The 17,033-nt window shown below is 40.7% G+C and carries 15 protein-coding genes; 9 read left to right on the forward strand and 6 right to left on the reverse strand.

All coding sequences use genetic code 11. The features are described 5' to 3' along the window. Positions 1-36 precede the first annotated feature (36 nt). The 5 genes from BLP80_RS07855 to def all read right to left on the reverse strand — a co-directional run bounded on the left by BLP80_RS07855 (position 37) and on the right by def (position 5,616). A complete protein-coding gene (locus tag BLP80_RS07855) occupies positions 37-2,208 on the reverse strand; it encodes a sensor histidine kinase (RefSeq protein ID WP_090542018.1) in 2,172 nt (723 codons plus the stop codon). Between the two features lie 9 nt (positions 2,209-2,217). After that, positions 2,218-2,814, reverse strand: a complete 597-nt coding sequence (locus BLP80_RS07860; protein WP_090542020.1) for a DUF4390 domain-containing protein — start codon at positions 2,812-2,814, stop codon at positions 2,218-2,220. Positions 2,815-2,818: 4 nt separating this feature from the next. Next, positions 2,819-4,096 (reverse strand): 16S rRNA (cytosine(967)-C(5))-methyltransferase RsmB, encoded by a 1,278-nt coding sequence (gene rsmB / locus BLP80_RS07865; protein WP_090542022.1) that lies wholly within the window; start codon positions 4,094-4,096, stop codon positions 2,819-2,821. Continuing rightward, entirely contained in the window at positions 4,089-5,045 is a 957-nt protein-coding gene (gene fmt / locus BLP80_RS07870; RefSeq protein ID WP_090542025.1) for a methionyl-tRNA formyltransferase, read from the reverse strand. The genes rsmB and fmt overlap by 8 nt, the downstream gene beginning before the upstream one ends. Positions 5,046-5,109: 64 nt before the next feature. Next, positions 5,110-5,616 carry a peptide deformylase gene (gene def, locus BLP80_RS07875; RefSeq protein WP_090542027.1) on the reverse strand — a complete coding sequence of 169 codons (507 nt, stop codon included), beginning with the start codon at positions 5,614-5,616 and terminating at the stop codon, positions 5,110-5,112. Positions 5,617-5,699: 83 nt separating this feature from the next. On the opposite strand from def, the gene BLP80_RS07880 reads away from it, so the two are divergent. The 4 genes from BLP80_RS07880 to BLP80_RS07895 all read left to right on the forward strand — a co-directional run bounded on the left by BLP80_RS07880 (position 5,700) and on the right by BLP80_RS07895 (position 11,229). Continuing rightward, a complete protein-coding gene (locus BLP80_RS07880; RefSeq protein WP_256325009.1) occupies positions 5,700-6,773 on the forward strand; it encodes a LysM peptidoglycan-binding domain-containing protein in 1,074 nt (357 codons plus the stop codon). 145 nt (positions 6,774-6,918) lie between these two features. Further along, positions 6,919-8,013: a DNA-processing protein DprA gene (gene dprA, locus BLP80_RS07885; RefSeq protein WP_090542031.1), complete on the forward strand. Its 1,095-nt coding sequence runs from the start codon at positions 6,919-6,921 to the stop codon at positions 8,011-8,013. A 64-nt stretch (positions 8,014-8,077) separates the two neighbouring features. Continuing rightward, positions 8,078-8,536, forward strand: a complete 459-nt coding sequence (locus BLP80_RS07890; protein ID WP_090542055.1) for a Smg family protein — start codon at positions 8,078-8,080, stop codon at positions 8,534-8,536. Positions 8,537-8,712: 176 nt separating this feature from the next. Further along, positions 8,713-11,229 (forward strand): DNA topoisomerase III, encoded by a 2,517-nt coding sequence (locus BLP80_RS07895; protein WP_090542033.1) that lies wholly within the window; start codon positions 8,713-8,715, stop codon positions 11,227-11,229. A gap of 160 nt (positions 11,230-11,389) precedes the next feature. On the opposite strand, the gene BLP80_RS07900 is transcribed toward BLP80_RS07895, so the two are convergent. After that, complete coding sequence (locus BLP80_RS07900; protein ID WP_090542036.1) at positions 11,390-11,638, reverse strand: hypothetical protein; 249 nt, start codon at positions 11,636-11,638, stop codon at positions 11,390-11,392. Positions 11,639-11,882: 244 nt separating this feature from the next. Between BLP80_RS07900 and aroA the strand changes: the two genes are divergently transcribed. From aroA to pyrF, 5 genes are all read left to right on the forward strand, one after another. Then, a complete protein-coding gene (aroA, locus tag BLP80_RS07905) occupies positions 11,883-13,184 on the forward strand; it encodes a 3-phosphoshikimate 1-carboxyvinyltransferase (protein ID WP_090542038.1) in 1,302 nt (433 codons plus the stop codon). Positions 13,185-13,221: 37 nt separating this feature from the next. Continuing rightward, entirely contained in the window at positions 13,222-13,893 is a 672-nt protein-coding gene (gene cmk / locus BLP80_RS07910; RefSeq protein ID WP_090542040.1) for a (d)CMP kinase, read from the forward strand. A 130-nt stretch (positions 13,894-14,023) separates the two neighbouring features. Then, the gene (gene rpsA, locus BLP80_RS07915; RefSeq protein WP_090542042.1) at positions 14,024-15,742 is read left to right on the forward strand and encodes a 30S ribosomal protein S1; all 1,719 of its coding nucleotides are present in this window, start codon (positions 14,024-14,026) and stop codon (positions 15,740-15,742) included. A 9-nt stretch (positions 15,743-15,751) separates the two neighbouring features. Further along, positions 15,752-16,048, forward strand: coding sequence for an integration host factor subunit beta (locus BLP80_RS07920; protein ID WP_090542044.1), 297 nt, complete (start codon positions 15,752-15,754; stop codon positions 16,046-16,048). A gap of 151 nt (positions 16,049-16,199) precedes the next feature. After that, a complete protein-coding gene (gene pyrF / locus BLP80_RS07925; protein WP_090542046.1) occupies positions 16,200-16,910 on the forward strand; it encodes an orotidine-5'-phosphate decarboxylase in 711 nt (236 codons plus the stop codon). The last annotated feature ends 123 nt before the right edge of the window (positions 16,911-17,033 follow it).

The following is a 17,033-nucleotide window of genomic DNA, read 5'->3' on the forward strand; positions in this document are numbered from 1 at the left end:
TCAAATTAACAATTTAAGCATTACTTTATGTGATGGTTATGTTACTTGATGAGGAATCGATATAGTGTGATCCGATAATAATCTTGGTAATACAATGGTCACCTTGGCTCCGTGTGGCTGGGTATTTTCGATTTGGATTGTACCATTATGTTCATCAATAATTTTCTTGACAATCGGAAGTCCGAGTCCCGTGCCTTTTGCCTTGGTCGTTACATAAGGCTCAAATACTTGAGCTTTAATCTGCTCAGCAAATCCTTTTCCGTTATCACTTACGCTAAACTGAATACCATTCGGAAGTATTTCGGTACGCACTGTGATCGTGGGATCTATTATGTCAACCAAGGCATCTTGAGCATTTTGTAGCAAATTATGAATAACTTGCCTCAATCTTGTAGGATCTCCGCGTATCAGCGAAGGATCAGCAGTCAGCTCTAAAATAATTTTTGAGCTATGATTGCGGTCTGATTGAGTATGTGCGGTCTCATATAACGCAAGTACTTCATGTATTAATCTATTAAAATCAAGCTGATATAACTCCAATTCAGGCACGCGCGCATATTCGCTGAATTCATTGACCATTTTCTTAAGTGCTTCAACCTGATTAACAATCGTTTCGGTAGAGCGTTGTAAAATTCTTGCGTCCTGCCCGGTTAATTTTTCCATCAATTTGTGCTGCATGCGCTCTGCAGAAAGCTGAATGGGCGTCAAGGGATTCTTGATTTCATGAGCTAGGCGGCGTGCAACCTCACCCCATGCAACTGTACGCTGAACCTGCAATAAACTGGTAATATCATCAAATACTACAACGCCTCCTCCAGTCACCTGCGGAAGGCGTGATCCCCGAAGGAGAAGAATTTGATCTTTGCTTTCACTAAAATGCAATACTTGCCGTTGCCAATCTCCCATTTCTGCAGCATTGAATCCTCTCCGTATTTCTGTTGCCAGCATACGCAATTTTGATTCCTTTTCCGCACATTCTTCAATCGTTAACCCCACCAGATTGGTCAATGGAATCTGCAAAATTTGCTCGGCACTACGATTGACAGTACTGATATGTAATTTTTCATCGAATACCATCACTCCCGAGGAAAGATTAGCCAGTATACTTTCAAGGTAAGCACGGGCATTTTCAATCTCCTGCTGATTTCGTTGTGCCGTAACACGCGCCACTTCAAGCTGCTCAGTCATGAGATTAAAAGATTCGGTGAGTATTCCAAGCTCATCGTTACTTTGTACTCGGTGACGCCTGCTAAAATCTCCTTGCGCCACAGCTCTTGTTCCTTCAGCCAGCATACCCAGAGGCGCACTTAATTTTTCGCTAATAAGAAAAGCTGCAGCAAGTGCAGAAAAAAGCGCTAAAAATAATGCCAATGTTAATGTTACGCCATAAAGCCGAGTCAATCCTTGGCGAGATAATGTTAATTCTTGGTAATTGCGGTATCCTATCTGAACGATCTCGGCATTCTCCGCAAGTAACCTAGGCACTTGCTGCAAAACTTGAAGCACACGAATATCGTCATCAAGATTTAATACATTGACGGGAACCAGCACGCGCAAATACATTCCTTTGCCAGGGATAGATTCCACTGCGCTGTAGCTCTTCTGCATTCGAATCTGCCGCATGGCAGCAGCATTGGGTATTTCTGGAAACAGTGCAATATCATCAATGCTGGAAAAAGCAATCGCCTTTCCCTCTTGATTGAACAATGTTGCCTCTTGTATTTGTGACTGAACCAATAACTGATTCAATGCTGATAAAGGGGATACAGGTGATTCGGATAACGTCAATGCGGTAGTCTTAGCTTTCTTCCCAAGCTCTTCAAGTAAATTATCAAGCATGGTTTGTCCTAAATTCAGACCTCCCTCTAATGCCTGATCAACTTTTACATCGAACCACGATTCGATGCTTTTTCCTAGAAACTGTACCGAAATACCATATACTAAGACCCCCGGAAGAATGGCCATCAGTGAAAAAACCGTCAATAAACGAAGTGCCAGTCTTGAGCCAAATACCCGGGCCTTTAGTCTCCTGCTTAACCTCCATAATAAAAAACCTACTACCACCAGCAAAAACAACACAAAAACCACATTGAAAACAATTAGCCAACGGTAAAGACGTTCAAGAAACTCCGTATTGGCCCCCGCTGTCGCTAACAAAAACAGCATGACCACACTCAACCCCGTAACGATGGTGATAACGTACTTCATGGATATATTTTAGGGTAGGTTCTGAGGAGCAATAGGCAATTTAATATGCCATTCTTTTTTTTCCGAGATCAAATTCCAGTCTTTTGAGCTAAACCATTCTAGTTGAACTGGCTTAGCTAACCGGGAAATATCCAACCATACTTGCAAAGTTGCAATATATTCCACACCTTGCTTGAGCGAAGAGCTCATTTCAATGGGAATATCATGCTGCTTCCCCAAAGCCTGCAGCGCTTCTTGGAGGGTATCAAAGCTTTGTGGCACCATCATTCGGCCACTTAAGTAGTATTGTCGGGTAAGCGCATGATAGCTCAGCCCTATGCGCCTTTTACTGCGGGCTACTTCTTCGTCCAGCCAATACCACCGGGAATCTATCAGTTCAAATTTAGATACAAAATAAAGTATGATGCCTTTTTCCAAGGCCTGCTCTAAAGTACTATTAAGCGTAATATCAGCGTCAAGACTTATTTGGTAACCTTCACCCATCGCTTCCAGAGCGAACGACTTTATTTCTATACCACCCTCACCACGAACCGGTACCGCTGAGAATAGCAGTGAAATCAAGAGTATTGCTGCCATAATCTGCAACAATCCTTTTAGTCGCAGCATTCCATCAATCCTTACAAAGCAAGGCATAGAAAAAACCGTCATGCAAGAAGCTGGGCAATAACTGCCCATTAGTCATAGCAGGATGCGAAAGAGGCAATAAACGTGCATCTTGATGTAATTGTTGGAATTTATTAATTAATAGCCAGTTTTCTTCATGAAAAACAGAGCAAGTTACATACAGCAACTTACCTCCTCTCTTCAGAATTTTCCATAAAGCATTGAGAATTTTCTCCTGAGTGTCAGCAAAAGCAGGCAAATCAGTATATCGTCGCAACCATTTGATATCAGGATGACGGCTAACTACACCTGATGCACTACAAGGAGCATCAGCCAAAATTCGGTCAAACAGTTGACCATTCCACCATTCTGATGGATAAAGTGCATTGCCATATACCAAACGATCAGGCTCATTTCCAAGCCGCTCAAAATTTTCTGCTACACGTGCTAACCGCTGCGCATCACTATCGAGTGAGGTCAATCTTATTTGCGCTGATTCCATTAAATGCGTGCTTTTTCCACCAGGTGCAGCACAAGCGTCTAGCACGTGCATGCCATCATGCACATCTAGCAATGACGCAGCTAATTGCGCTCCCGCATCTTGTATTGATACTAATCCTTCTATAAATCCTGGCAACTTCTCTACCGCTACCGGTTGAATTAATTTCAGCGCCACATTCCAGATTAAATTTGCTTTAATACCATGCTCGTCAAGTATTTTTTGATATGCCTCGACTCCGATTTTCCGAGAGTTAACTCGCAATGTCATTGAAGGATGTTGATTACTTGCATTCAGAATGGCCTCATAATGTTGAGGATATTGTTTACGTAACTTGTCGATCCACCATTGAGGATGGGAGTATTTTCCAACATCATCTTTATTAACCAGCTCCCATAATGTAGTGCCTTTACGTATAAAGTTCCGTAAAACAGCATTAACTAATCCAGGCGCACCTCGTTTATTACTTAAGAGACGAGCAGTAGAAACAGCATGATCGACAATCGCATAGGAAGGCGCTTTACTGTATTGCAACTGATATAAACTTACCAATAACAAGTAGCGCAATTTAAGATCTTGTAACGTTTTATCTAACAATAAGCTGAGTAATGCATCAAGTTGCCCGTAATAACGCAGCACTCCATAGGTCAGATCCTGAATTGCACCCCGCTGTTGATGAGAAAGCAGCGGATTCGACCGCCATATTTCCTGTAAAACCAGCGTTAGATTTGCGCCTGCCAAAACACGCCCTATGGCAGCTACAGCAAGGTGTTGGGCTTTATTCATTTACCGGACTAACAGTCATCACTGTAGAAAGAAACTGACCTGGCTGCAAGAAATGTCCCGCCAGAAATTCTGCAATAGGCATTTTTCTTCCACCCGATTTTTGTACCATTTCTAAAATCAGCGCACCTCTTCCACAACTCACGACGAGACCTTCGCTCCCAGCCGCAAGAATTTCTCCTGCTTTGCCAGAAGCATTTTTTGCAATCCTCGCTTGCCATATCTTCAATATATTGCCCTGAAGATACGTATAAGCTCCTGGATAAGGATTCAATGCCCGAATACGTCGATCAATTTGGTTCGCATCTAATCGCCAGTCAATTTCTGCTTCTTTTTTTTGGATTTTGGATGCATAGCATGCCTGTGTTTCATGCTGGGGAGCTGCAGTCAGCTTACCAAGCTGCAATAACTCCAACGCTTCGACAATACTCTGTGCGCCTAAGTCAGCAAGTTTATCGTGAAGAGTTTGTGCTGTTTCATGAGGATCAATAGGAATGTCACGTTGCAATAATATAGATCCAGTATCAAGCCCCTCATCCATTTGCATGATAGTGATACCGGTTTTCTGGTCACCCGCCAATATGGCTCGTTGAATGGGTGCCGCACCTCGCCAGCGAGGTAATAGCGAGGCATGGATATTCAAGCAACCATGATACGGAATTTTTAGCACTTCCTTCGGTAGAATTGACCCATACGCTGCTACTATCATTAGATCGGCATCAAATGCCCTTAGTTGCGCATGGACAGCTTCCGATTTTAATGTAAGCGGTTGCAACAAGGGAATACCATGTGCTTGCGCAACTTTTTTTACATCACTCACCTGAGTTTTCATTCCACGCCCTGCTGGACGGTCTGGCTGGGTCAACACCAACACTATCTGATATCCACCATTCAGCAAACAAATCAATGCATTGGCTGCAAACACTGGTGTACCCGCAAAAATAATTCTCATGAAAAACTTCGGATCAATACATTCTTTTCTTTACAAGAAAAGAATTTAGGTAAAATAAGGGAAATTAGGACTTGGCATCGCGCTGCCGTTTTTTTAATTTTGATCGAATTCGTGATTGCTTGAGTTGTGACAAATACTCAATAAATACTCTACCCATCAAATGGTCCATCTCATGCTGAATACACACTGCAAATAATCCGCCAGCATCCAATTCAAACAAATTACCATCCAGACCCATTGCTCTGATTGAAATATTTTCAGCCCGTTTTATTCTTTCGAAAATTCCTGGCACCGACAAGCATCCCTCCTGGCAATCAGATTCTCCACTGCTTGCAATGATTTCCGGGTTAATGAATACATGAAGCTGATCACGAGTATCAGAAACATCGATAATAATCACCCGTTGATGGACATCCACCTGAGTTGCCGCCAATCCAATTCCCGCTACAGCATACATAGTTTCCGCCATATCTTGAACCAGCATACGAATTTCATCAGTAATTACTGGTATAGAGGCAGCAACCTTATGCAGTCGTTCATCAGGATATTGTAATATTTTCAGAATTGCCATAGCAAACTAGCGTAATTCGGTTTAACAGATTCTGCTGTTAGATCGTAAGCTTTGAAAGGGCTAAATAATCTAAGCTTAAAGAATTGCATCTAAAAAAATCTCACAATATATTAGAAATTAAATCTATGCGTGTATTGATTATTATATCCGCGATTTTATTTATAAACGTATTTTCTGGTGTAACCGTAAAGGCAGGAGAAATTGAACTACAACATAATGTACCCGATCGCTATATTGTTATTCAGGGTGATACGCTTTGGAGCATTGCTTCTCGCTTCTTGAAAGATCCCTGGCGATGGCCAGAAATATGGAATCAGAACCGGAAACAAGTGAAAAATCCATATACAATTTACCCTGGTGATATCATCGTACTCGAAAAAACAGCTGAAGGAAGTCAATTAAAACTTTCCAATGAAAAGGCAGCCATAAAATTATCTCCTAAAATGCGGATAGAAAAATTAGGGGTACATGGTATTCCAAATATTCCTGTCAATAAAATTAAACCATTCCTGAGTCAACCATTGGTTATCGAAAAGCATGCTCTTGACAAGGCGCCCCTTATATTGGGCACAAGTGACAATCGGGTAATATTAAGCACGGGCGACACCATCTATATACGTGATTTGCCAGCTGACCAAGGTGCTTCATGGCAGGTTTTCCGTGCTGGCAAGGCATTGATGGACCCGGATGATAATAATCGTATCCTCGGATATGAGGCAATTTATTTGGGTGATGTAGAGGCAAAAAATTATGCTCCGATCAGCACTGTAAAAGTGACGCATTCTGTTCAAGAAATATTAAATGGCGATCGTTTGATTCGCTCCCCCGCTGATACGCTTGCAGATTATGTGCCTCATGCACCGAATTTTGCTGTCGAGGGGCGTATTATCTCTGTCTATGGTGGTGTAACGGAGATCGGTGAAAATGCTATTATCACGCTTAACAAAGGCGTTCATGATGGATTGGAGGAAGGTCACGTTCTCGCCATTTATCGGAAAAGTAAAGTAAAATCACCCATAGGCAAGATCGTAGCACTACCTGATGAGCGCATTGGCTTAGTGCTTGTTTTTCGGGTATTTGATAAAGTATCTTATGCATTAGTCACACAAAGCGCTCAAGCAATCAAAGTATTGGATGCGGTACGAACACCTGATTAAGCCTTATATAGGACTAAAATTGCGCATATCAACAGTGAATTGAAATTACTTACAGACTTTTTTTACGCAAAACAGTCTTTCTTTTTTCTGCAATCAGTTGCACTTACTCTCTTTTTTACATTCACGATAAGCATTATTTTTTACCATGAAAGTTCCGCCAGATGTTGAATCCTGGCTAAATCTAAGCCTAATAAACGGCTTAGGTGATGAGTCCATTCGTAAGTTACTCATTGCTTTTGGCAGCCCAACAGAAATCCTCTCAGCAGATACGTATCAACTTGAACGTTTCGTAAAGAAACAAGTTGCCTATAATATTAATCGGGGCGCAGACAAGAGCAAAGTTGATGCTGCGCTTAAATGGCTGGAAGATTCTTTCAACTTCATCATTACACTCGCAGATCACGATTATCCTAAGCTATTACTTAATATTGCCGACCCCCCCCCATTACTTTACCTGAAGGGGCAGCGCAAGCTTCTCAATGCACCTGCCCTTGCCATAGTAGGTAGTCGCAATGCGACACCCCAAGGTATAGCCAATGCTGGCGCCTTCGCTGAAGCTGCTAGCAATGCAGGATTTTGCATCGTTAGTGGTATGGCACAAGGTATTGATACTGCTGCACATCAAGGTGGTCTGCGTGGTATCTCAGCAAGCATTGCTGTGGTAGGCACAGGACTCGATATTGTCTATCCCGCAAGAAACCGTGAATTAGCGCACCTGCTGGCAAAAGATGGCGCACTTATTTCAGAATTTCCACTGGGAATGCCCGCACTGGGCAGAAATTTCCCTCGCCGTAACCGAATTATCAGTGGCATAAGTCTTGGCTGTCTGGTGGTTGAAGCAACTCTACATAGCGGTTCCTTGATTACTGCCAAGCAAGCACTAGAACAGGGACGAGATGTGATGGCCATTCCCGGCTCCATACATTCACCTTTATCAAAGGGCTGTCACACATTAATTAAACAAGGTGCAAAATTGATAGAAAATATCCAGGATATCTTAGATGAGCTTAATTGCCAGCCTGCTCTAGCCCATGGAAATATTAACGTAACGATTGACTTTAGTGAATCCCAGGAGAATTCAATATTACTACCTCACTTAGGCTATGATGTGACTGATATCGATACTATTTGTACACGAAGCGGCTTGACGGTTGAAGCAGTATCCTCCATGCTATTGACGCTAGAGCTAGATGGAATCGTTGCCAGCTTACCTGGCGGACGTTATCAAAGAATTCGTTAATGCCATTGATAAAATATATACAAAAAAATCTGCTGAGGTGCATACAACGAAAGAGAGCATCTATATGTACGAAATCCTGATTTACTTATTTGAAAACTACTTTGACAAAGGGGGATACCCAGATTCTGCAGTATTAACGCATAAATTAACTATAGCTGGCTTTGAAGAGGACGAAATTAATCGAGCACTTAATTGGTTATCAGATCTTACGAAACATGATACTGATCATTATCCTGCAACATTTGCTCAAAGTAACTCACTACGATGGTATACCCCTTCTGAAATGGAAGTGATTGATAACGAAGGACGTGGGTTTATTCTTTTTCTTGAGCAAGCAGGCATTCTCAACCCACTACAACGAGAATTATTAATTGATCGTGTTCTCAAAATGAATGGAAATAATTCCAGCTTAGAAAAAATTAAGCTCGTGGTTTTGCTTGATCTGTGGATACAAAATCAATTAACTGATCTTAATATTCTGGAAAAACTATTCATAGCAAGTAATCCGCGGTATCGGCATTAATTGTTGAAAATCAACCAACTCTAATTCAATTTTAGATAAATACATGATTTGTCGGGCAATATATGCCCTTAAAATGAAGTATATTGGCTACACAAAACATGCCTTTAATTTCCCTCATAATCTGAACATCCTAATCTAGCAATTGACAAAAAATATAGCCATCTAGTCAAAATTCCATGAGCAAAAAATTGATCATCGCCGAGAAACCTTCCGTAGCAGCAGATATTGCCCGTGCATTAGGTAATTTCACTAAGGAAACTGATTATTTTGAAAATGATGAATACGTTTTATCATCTGCAGTAGGCCATTTACTGGAGCTGGCTGTACCAGAAGATTATGAAGTTAAGCGTGGCAAATGGAGCTTTGATCATTTACCAGTTATCCCCCCCTATTTCGATCTTAATCCTATCGAGAAAACAGCCACACGTCTGAAATTGTTGACAAAGCTCATCAAGCGGAAAGATGTGGATACTTTAATCAATGCTTGTGATGCTGGGCGAGAAGGGGAGTTAATTTTTCGCTATATCATACGTCATGCGGGAACAAAGAAACCCATTAAACGCTTATGGCTACAATCCATGACGCCCACAGCCATTCGAGAAGCTTTCTCAAAACTACTTGATGATAGTGAAGTACAGTCTCTGGCGGAAGCCGCCACTAGTCGTTCTGAATCAGATTGGCTAGTTGGAATCAATGGCACACGCGCAATGACAGCATTTAATTCTCAAGAAGGCGGTTTCCATAAAACAACTGTTGGACGTGTTCAGACTCCAACGTTAGCCATACTCGTCGAACGGGAAGAAGTCATCAAAAAATTTGTACCTAAAGACTACTGGGAAATACACGCCACTTTTTCTACTGACAATAATCACTACAAAGGAAAATGGTTTGACGAAAAATTTTCAAAAGATAAGGAGAATAGCGAAGCCAGAGCAGAACGCATATGGGACCAAGGCAAAGCAGACGCTATCAAGATCAGATGTCAAAGCAAACCAGGCATAGTGAGTGAAGAAAGCAAGCCCGCCAAAGAAACCTGCCCTTTATTATATGACCTCACGAGTTTACAGCGAGATGCCAATAGCCGCTTTGGCTTTTCTGCTAAAACAACCTTAGGGCTTGCTCAAACGCTTTACGAGAAACATAAAGTATTAACTTATCCACGTACCGATTCGCGCGCACTTCCGGAAGATTACATTGCGACGGTTAAAGATACACTTCATTCACTCGATAAAACTCAATATGGTGTATTTGCCAGGCAAGTTCTGGATTCGGATTGGGTAAAATTAAACAAGCGCATTTTTAATAACACAAAAATCTCCGATCACTTTGCCATCATTCCAACCTCGCTTGAACCTAAAAAGCTAAATGAGATTGAAACAAAGCTTTACGATCTGGTAACTAAACGTTTTCTTGCAATCTTCTATCCTGCTGCAGAATTTCTTGTGACAACTCGTATCACGCGAGTTGAAGGTGAGCCATTTAAAACAGAAGGCAGGATCATGATCAATGCTGGATGGCAAACCGTATATGGAAAATCATTAATAAATGATAATAGTAGTGATGGCATAGTTTTGCCTGCGATCAACGCTGATAAACCAGTTATTACAGAGGAAATCAAGGTTATTCCTAACCAAACTCGTCCTCCAGCGAGATTCAATGAATCAACTCTCCTATCTGCCATGGAAGGAGCAGGAAAACTGGTGGAAGACGAAGAACTACGTGCAGCAATGAGTGCCAAAGGACTTGGCACACCAGCAACGCGCGCAGCCATTATTGAAGGCCTCGTATCTGAAAATTACTTGCAACGCATTGGACGAGAATTACATCCTACTGCCAAAGCATTTTCGCTCATCACATTACTGCGTGGATTAAAAATACCCGAATTGATCTCTCCAGAATTAACAGGTGATTGGGAATTCAAATTGCGCCAGATCGAACAAGGTAAATTAAAGCGTGAAATGTTCATGACTAAAATTGCTGAAATGACGAAGCATATCGTTGAGCAAGCAAAAAATCATCGAGGAAAAACAATCAGCGGGGATTTTGCGATACTCAAGGTACCCTGCCCTAAATGTGGCGGCGTTATCCACGAAACATACAAGAAATTTCAATGCCAGCAATGTGATTTCGCTCTATGGAAAATTCTAGCTGGACGGCAATTTGAAGTGGGCGAGATGGAAACTCTCATTTCACAAGGTGAAGTTGGGCCATTGCAAGGGTTTCGCAGCAAAATGGGACGGTTATTCAACGCAAATATTAAGCTTACCGACACGTTTGAAATGAAATTTGAGTTTGGTAGTAATGATACAGAAGAAGCTGATGCAATCGATTTCTCCAATCAGCCATCTCTTGGCAAATGCCCTAAATGCAGCAGCCCAGTCTATGAACATGGGTTATATTATGTTTGCGAAAAAGCAGTAGGCGTCACTCACACGTGTAATTTCAAAACTGGAAAAATTATTCTCAACCGATCCATCGAACACGAGCAAATTACTAAATTGCTGCAAACTGGTAAAACTGATCTGCTGACTAAGTTTATCTCTAAAAAAGGACGACCATTTTCAGCTTATTTGGTTATCGGAAAAGAAGGTAAAATAGAGTTCGAATTTGAGCAAAAGGCCTCAAAAGGAAAAACAGCAAATTCAGATGAATCAAAAACATCACTGCCGTCAAGTAAGAAAAGAGAAGCATAGAAAATTAATCATATTGCTATAAAGCATGCAATCCCCCTTCGTATATTAGTCCTCAATATTTCTTATTTCTTGAAACAACAAAAGTGAATACTGAAATGAATTTTTCTTTCAAACACAGTATTCACTCTGCTTAGTGACGATAAGTTTTTTAAAGACTCAATCAACCATAGACGTTAATAATATACTTGGCAATTCCAGATGTTGCAGCAATAAGAATAGCTAGTCCTCCAACTACGGCTATTCCTTCTATAAGAAAAGAAATTAGCGCTTCACGAGTAGTTTTAAATTCTTGTTCACCATCTTTGTTACGTCGACGATCTTTGCGCTCCTTTACCCAGAGTTGTATTGCAATAACAAATGGAATAGCCAGTACAGAAATAAGTAGTGAATTTAAAGAATCATCTTCCATTGATCAGCCTCATTATCGATTAGTTGTAATTTGATTAAAATGTGTCCCACTTTTTTTGAGTTTCATTTAGTATAGTATTCCTAGAAAATTGCTAATTATAGCAGGCGCTACAAATTCCCGTTCTGCCTCTACACCTTTTAGCTTATATCTAAGCCATCCCTGTCAATCTAATCTAATCTAATCTAATCTACCATTATAAAAAAAGAAATGATGACATATAGAATATTTACTTTCCTAGAGACTTATGGATTGGCTTAATCTGCCTGTTGCCAATGGTGCACGCGGTATCGTTCAACTGCCAGGTTCCAAAAGCATCTCCAATCGGATCCTTTTGCTCGCAGCATTAGCAAATGGTAAAACACTTGTTCGAGATCTGCTGATTTCCGATGATACGACACAAATGCTGAATGCGCTGCGAGCACTCGGGATTACAATCAATCAAATCAGCAAGAATGATTTCAGCGTCGAAGGTGGAGGGGGAAAATTCCCTGTCAAACAAGCCGATTTGTTTTTGGGTAATGCTGGTACCGCTTTTCGGCCTCTTGTTGCTGTGCTTGCCATAATGGGTGGTCACTATCGATTGTCCGGCGTGCCACGCATGCATGAACGCCCAATTGCTGATTTAGTTAATGCATTACGACAATTGAATGCCAGTGTTACTTACCTTGGAAATGAAGGTTTCCCACCATTAGAAATTAAGCCTGCTGAGATACAAAACAAAATAATTACAATCAAGGGCGATGTTTCCAGTCAATTTCTCAGTGGACTTCTAATGGCATTACCATTAACAGGTGAAACTGCCACAATTATCGTAAACGGAACACTTATTTCAAAACCATATGTTGAACTCACCCTGGCTCAAATGGCGCGTTTTGGCATTCAAGTCACACAAGAAAATTGGCAACGTTTTACTTTGCCAGGCCCACAAACTTACAAGAGTCCCGGTGAAATAATTGTTGAAGGCGATGCCTCCTCAGCATCCTATTTTTTGGCTGCTGGAGCAATTGGTGGAGGGCCGGTACGCGTTGAAGGCGTTGGTATGGAGAGTTTACAAGGAGATATTCATTTTGCTGATGCGCTAGAAAAAATGGGCGCACATATCACAAAAGGGAAAAATTGGATTGAATCCTCTTTGCCAGCTCGTAATACCTCTAATCATCAATTGAAAGCTATTGATCTCGATTGCAATCATATCCCCGATGCAGCCATGACATTGGCCACAACGGCCTTATTTGCAAAAGGAACAACGACACTCAGAAATATCGCAAGTTGGCGGGTAAAAGAAACCGATCGCATTTCAGCAATGGCAAAGGAATTACGTAAACTTGGGGCTCTGATTGAGGAAGGTAAAGATTTTATACGTATTACACCACCTGCCACTTCACTTACTCCCAATGCAATCATCGATACCTATGATGATCATCGTATGGCGATGTGTTTTTCACTTGTGTCTCTAGGTGCACCAGTACGCATCAATAATCCGGGCTGTGTTGTCAAAACCTTCCCAGATTATTTTGAAAAACTTGCGATGATTATGCTTTCCTGACGCTACAAATCTTCATATTTCTACTTAAGAGGTTTTCATGGAAACTGGCGCTATTCCAGTCATTACTATTGATGGTCCCTCAGCTTCTGGTAAAGGTACAGTCGCACAACTCGTTGCCCAGAAACTTGCATTTCATTATCTTGATAGTGGAGCACTCTATCGCCTCGTAGCATTGATAGCAATGCGATCAAATACTGATTCTGCTAATGAGTTGGCCATAGCAAATATTGCTTTACATTTAGATGTAAATTTCTATGGCTCATCTATTCAATTAAATAGTGAGGATGTCTCAGATGCAATTCGTACCGAAGAATGCAGTAAATTAGCCTCTGTTATTGCTGGTCAACCCGAAGTCAGAAGAGCATTACTACAGCGCCAACGAGCATTTCTCCAACCACCTGGTCTGGTAACAGATGGCAGAGATATGGGCTCAGTTGTGTTTCCAGATGCTCCGCTTAAAATTTTTCTCACTGCAAGCGCCGAAGAACGAGCACAGCGACGCTATAAGCAGTTGATAGAGAAAGGAATAAATGCTAACATCCAAAGCCTATTGCAGGATATTTCCGAGCGTGATATGCGTGACAGTAATCGCGATACTTCTCCTTTAAAGCAAGAGACAGATGCAAAATTGCTAGATACAACTTTGCTCAGTATTGAAGAAGCTGTTAACGAGGTACTACGGCTGTACAATCAAATCTGCAAGAACTGAACTTGATAAAAAGAAGTTTTATTTTTTACACAATAAAATAAAACCATATCATACAATTTAAGTAATTTTTTATTTAACTAACTAACCATCTCATTTATGGGATGAAATTAAAATCGGGTAATTTTTTACAATGACTATTGTTTCCAACATAACTCCTTCCTCAGAAAATTTTGCCAAACTCTTCGAAGAAAGTCTTACACGTAAAGAAATGCGTGTGGGAGAGGTCATTACTGCAGAAATTGTGCGTATTGACTATAACTTTGTAGTGGTCAACGCAGGCCTCAAGTCCGAGAGTTATATTCCTATTGAGGAATTTAAAAATGATAAAGGCGAGATTGAGGCTAAGGCGGGAGATTTTGTCAGTGTTGCCATTGATGCCCTTGAGGACGGCTATGGTGAAACGCGCTTATCCAGAGATAAAGCCAGGCGATTAAATGCTTGGCATGATCTGGAAGAAGCTATGGAGAAAGGCACCATCGTTAGCGGCATGGTCAATGGTAAGGTGAAGGGTGGGTTAACTGCCATGGTTAACGGAATTCGTGCGTTTCTGCCGGGCTCATTGGTAGATATTCGCCCTGTCAAAGACACTACTCCTTATGAAAATAAGGAAATGGAATTTAAAGTCATCAAGCTCGATCGTAAACGTAATAATGTCGTCATATCTCGACGAGCAGTATTAGAAGAAACTCAAGGAGCAGACCGAGAATCTCTATTGGCAAACTTGCAAGAAGGCGCCATTGTGCATGGTATCGTTAAAAACATTACCGACTACGGTGCGTTTGTCGATTTAGGCGGAATAGATGGACTGCTTCATATAACAGATTTAGCTTGGCGTCGTGTAAAACATCCTTCTGAAATCATCAATGTTGGTGATGAAGTAACGGCCAAGGTACTTAAATTTGATCAAGAAAAAAATCGTGTTTCACTAGGCATGAAACAATTAACTGAGGATCCTTGGGTAGGTCTTTCAAGACGCTATCCTCCAGGAACACGCCTTTTTGGTAAAGTAACTAATCTTACAGACTACGGTGCCTTTGTAGAAATTGAGCAGGGAATTGAAGGATTAGTACATGTTTCAGAAATGGATTGGACCAACAAAAATGTCTATCCATCAAAAATAGTACAATTAGGTGATGAAGTAGAGGTCGTCATTATAGAGATAGATGAGGAACGTCGCCGCATCTCGCTTGGAATGAAGCAATGCAAACCTAATCCATGGGAAGAATTTGCAATGAGCCACGAAAAAGGAGACAAAGTAACTGGACAAATAAAATCTATTACTGACTTTGGTGTGTTTATTGGATTACCTGGCAATATTGATGGTTTAGTGCATTTATCCGATCTCTCTTGGACTCAATCTGGAGAAGAAGCAATATGTAATTATAAAAAAGGCGATGAGGTAGAAGCTGTTGTATTATCGATTGATGTCGAGAAAGAACGTATCTCGCTTGGAATAAAACAGCTGGAAGGAGATCCATTTACTGTATATGTAGCAGCGCACGATAAAAATAGTATGATTAAAGGTATTGTAAAATCAATCGATGCCAAAGGTGCGGTGATTACTTTAACTGACGAAGTAGAAGGTTATTTACGAGCTTCTGAAATTTCTCGTGACAAAGTTGAAGATATACGAGCTCTTCTCAAAGAAGGGGATCAAATTGAAGCAATGATCATTAATGTTGATCGTAAAAATCGCAATATCAATCTTTCTATTAAAGCAAAAGATCAATACGAGGAAAATAGTGCATTACAGATGGTAACTACCAAGACTCCTGCCAGTACAGGCACTACTAATCTGGGAGCATTACTCAAAGCTAAAATGGACAGTAAAAATTCTGAAGAACAATAAAGGACATCGATGACGAAATCTGAATTGATTGCCAAGCTTACTGCTCGATACCCTCAGCTCTTGGCAAAAGATACTGAGTTAGCCGTCAAAATGATACTTGATGCCATGGCTAATAGCCTCTCTAGAGGAGAGCACATTGAAATTCGTGGATTTGGAAGCTTTGATTTAAATTATAGACCAGCTCGTATTGGTCGTAACCCAAAATCCGGAGAAAAGGTTCACGTACCTGAGAAATATGTTCCACATTTTAAAGCTGGAAAGAAAATGCGTGAACGTGTTGATTTCCATCTTAAAGATGAATCATGATCAATTATTTAAAATGAGAAGGATGCTCTTTCTTGCCTAAGAATCAAAATAATTCTTTATCAATGAAGAGCATATCTTTATATTTTAGAATTAAAGATTATGTATTTTTTATTTGACTCTTAAATATAATACTTTTTTTATTTCTGATTGCATGAATAATCCTCGTATTATTGTTGCTCTTGATTTTTCCAATAAAAAACAAGCACTCGAATTAGCAGGTAAGCTAGATAAAAATTTATGCCGAATAAAAATTGGTAAAGAACTTTTCACCATTGCTGGTCCACAATTGATAGAACAATTGATGGCCTGCGGTTTTGAAATTTTCCTTGATCTAAAGTATCATGATATTCCTAATACTGTAGCTGGCGCTTGTAGAGCAGCATCAGATCTAGGCGTATGGATGATTAATGTTCATGCGCTAGGAGGGAGAAAAATGCTCATTGCCGCTCAAGAAGCGCTCTCCACAAAAAAAACAAAACTAATCGCAGTAACTCTACTCACCAGTTTAAATAAGAGTGATCTCAATGAAATAGGTTTGAATGAAGAACCAATCAATATTGTGCAACGCCTTGCCTTACTTGCTAGCGATTGTGGTCTTGATGGTGTAGTCTGTTCTGCTCTGGAAGCACCGCAGCTTAGGGGAATCATTAAAAAAGACTTCTGTTTGGTAACGCCAGGAATTCGACCTCTTAATTGTAGTGCAAATGATCAGATGCGCATAACAACACCTCAAGAAGCTATACAAAATGGTGCTAATTACCTGGTAATTGGTCGACCAATCACACAATCTCCCGATCCTCTCTTAGCGCTTCAGCGATTGAATCATGAAATTGAAACAATCGGTTGTAATGATAGTAATTAAACCTAAATTCCTCAGTTGAAGAACCGTAGATTCAAATTCGAAGTGCAACTTTTGATGGCTGTTTAGTGTAACTTACCGACACTCCGAAGAATACCTCATGCGGAGTTCTAAATCCAAGTACTT

Origin of the sequence: Nitrosomonas sp. Nm132, assembly GCF_900100485.1 — a bacterium.
In the GTDB taxonomy this organism is placed as follows: Bacteria; Pseudomonadota; Gammaproteobacteria; order Burkholderiales; family Nitrosomonadaceae; genus Nitrosomonas.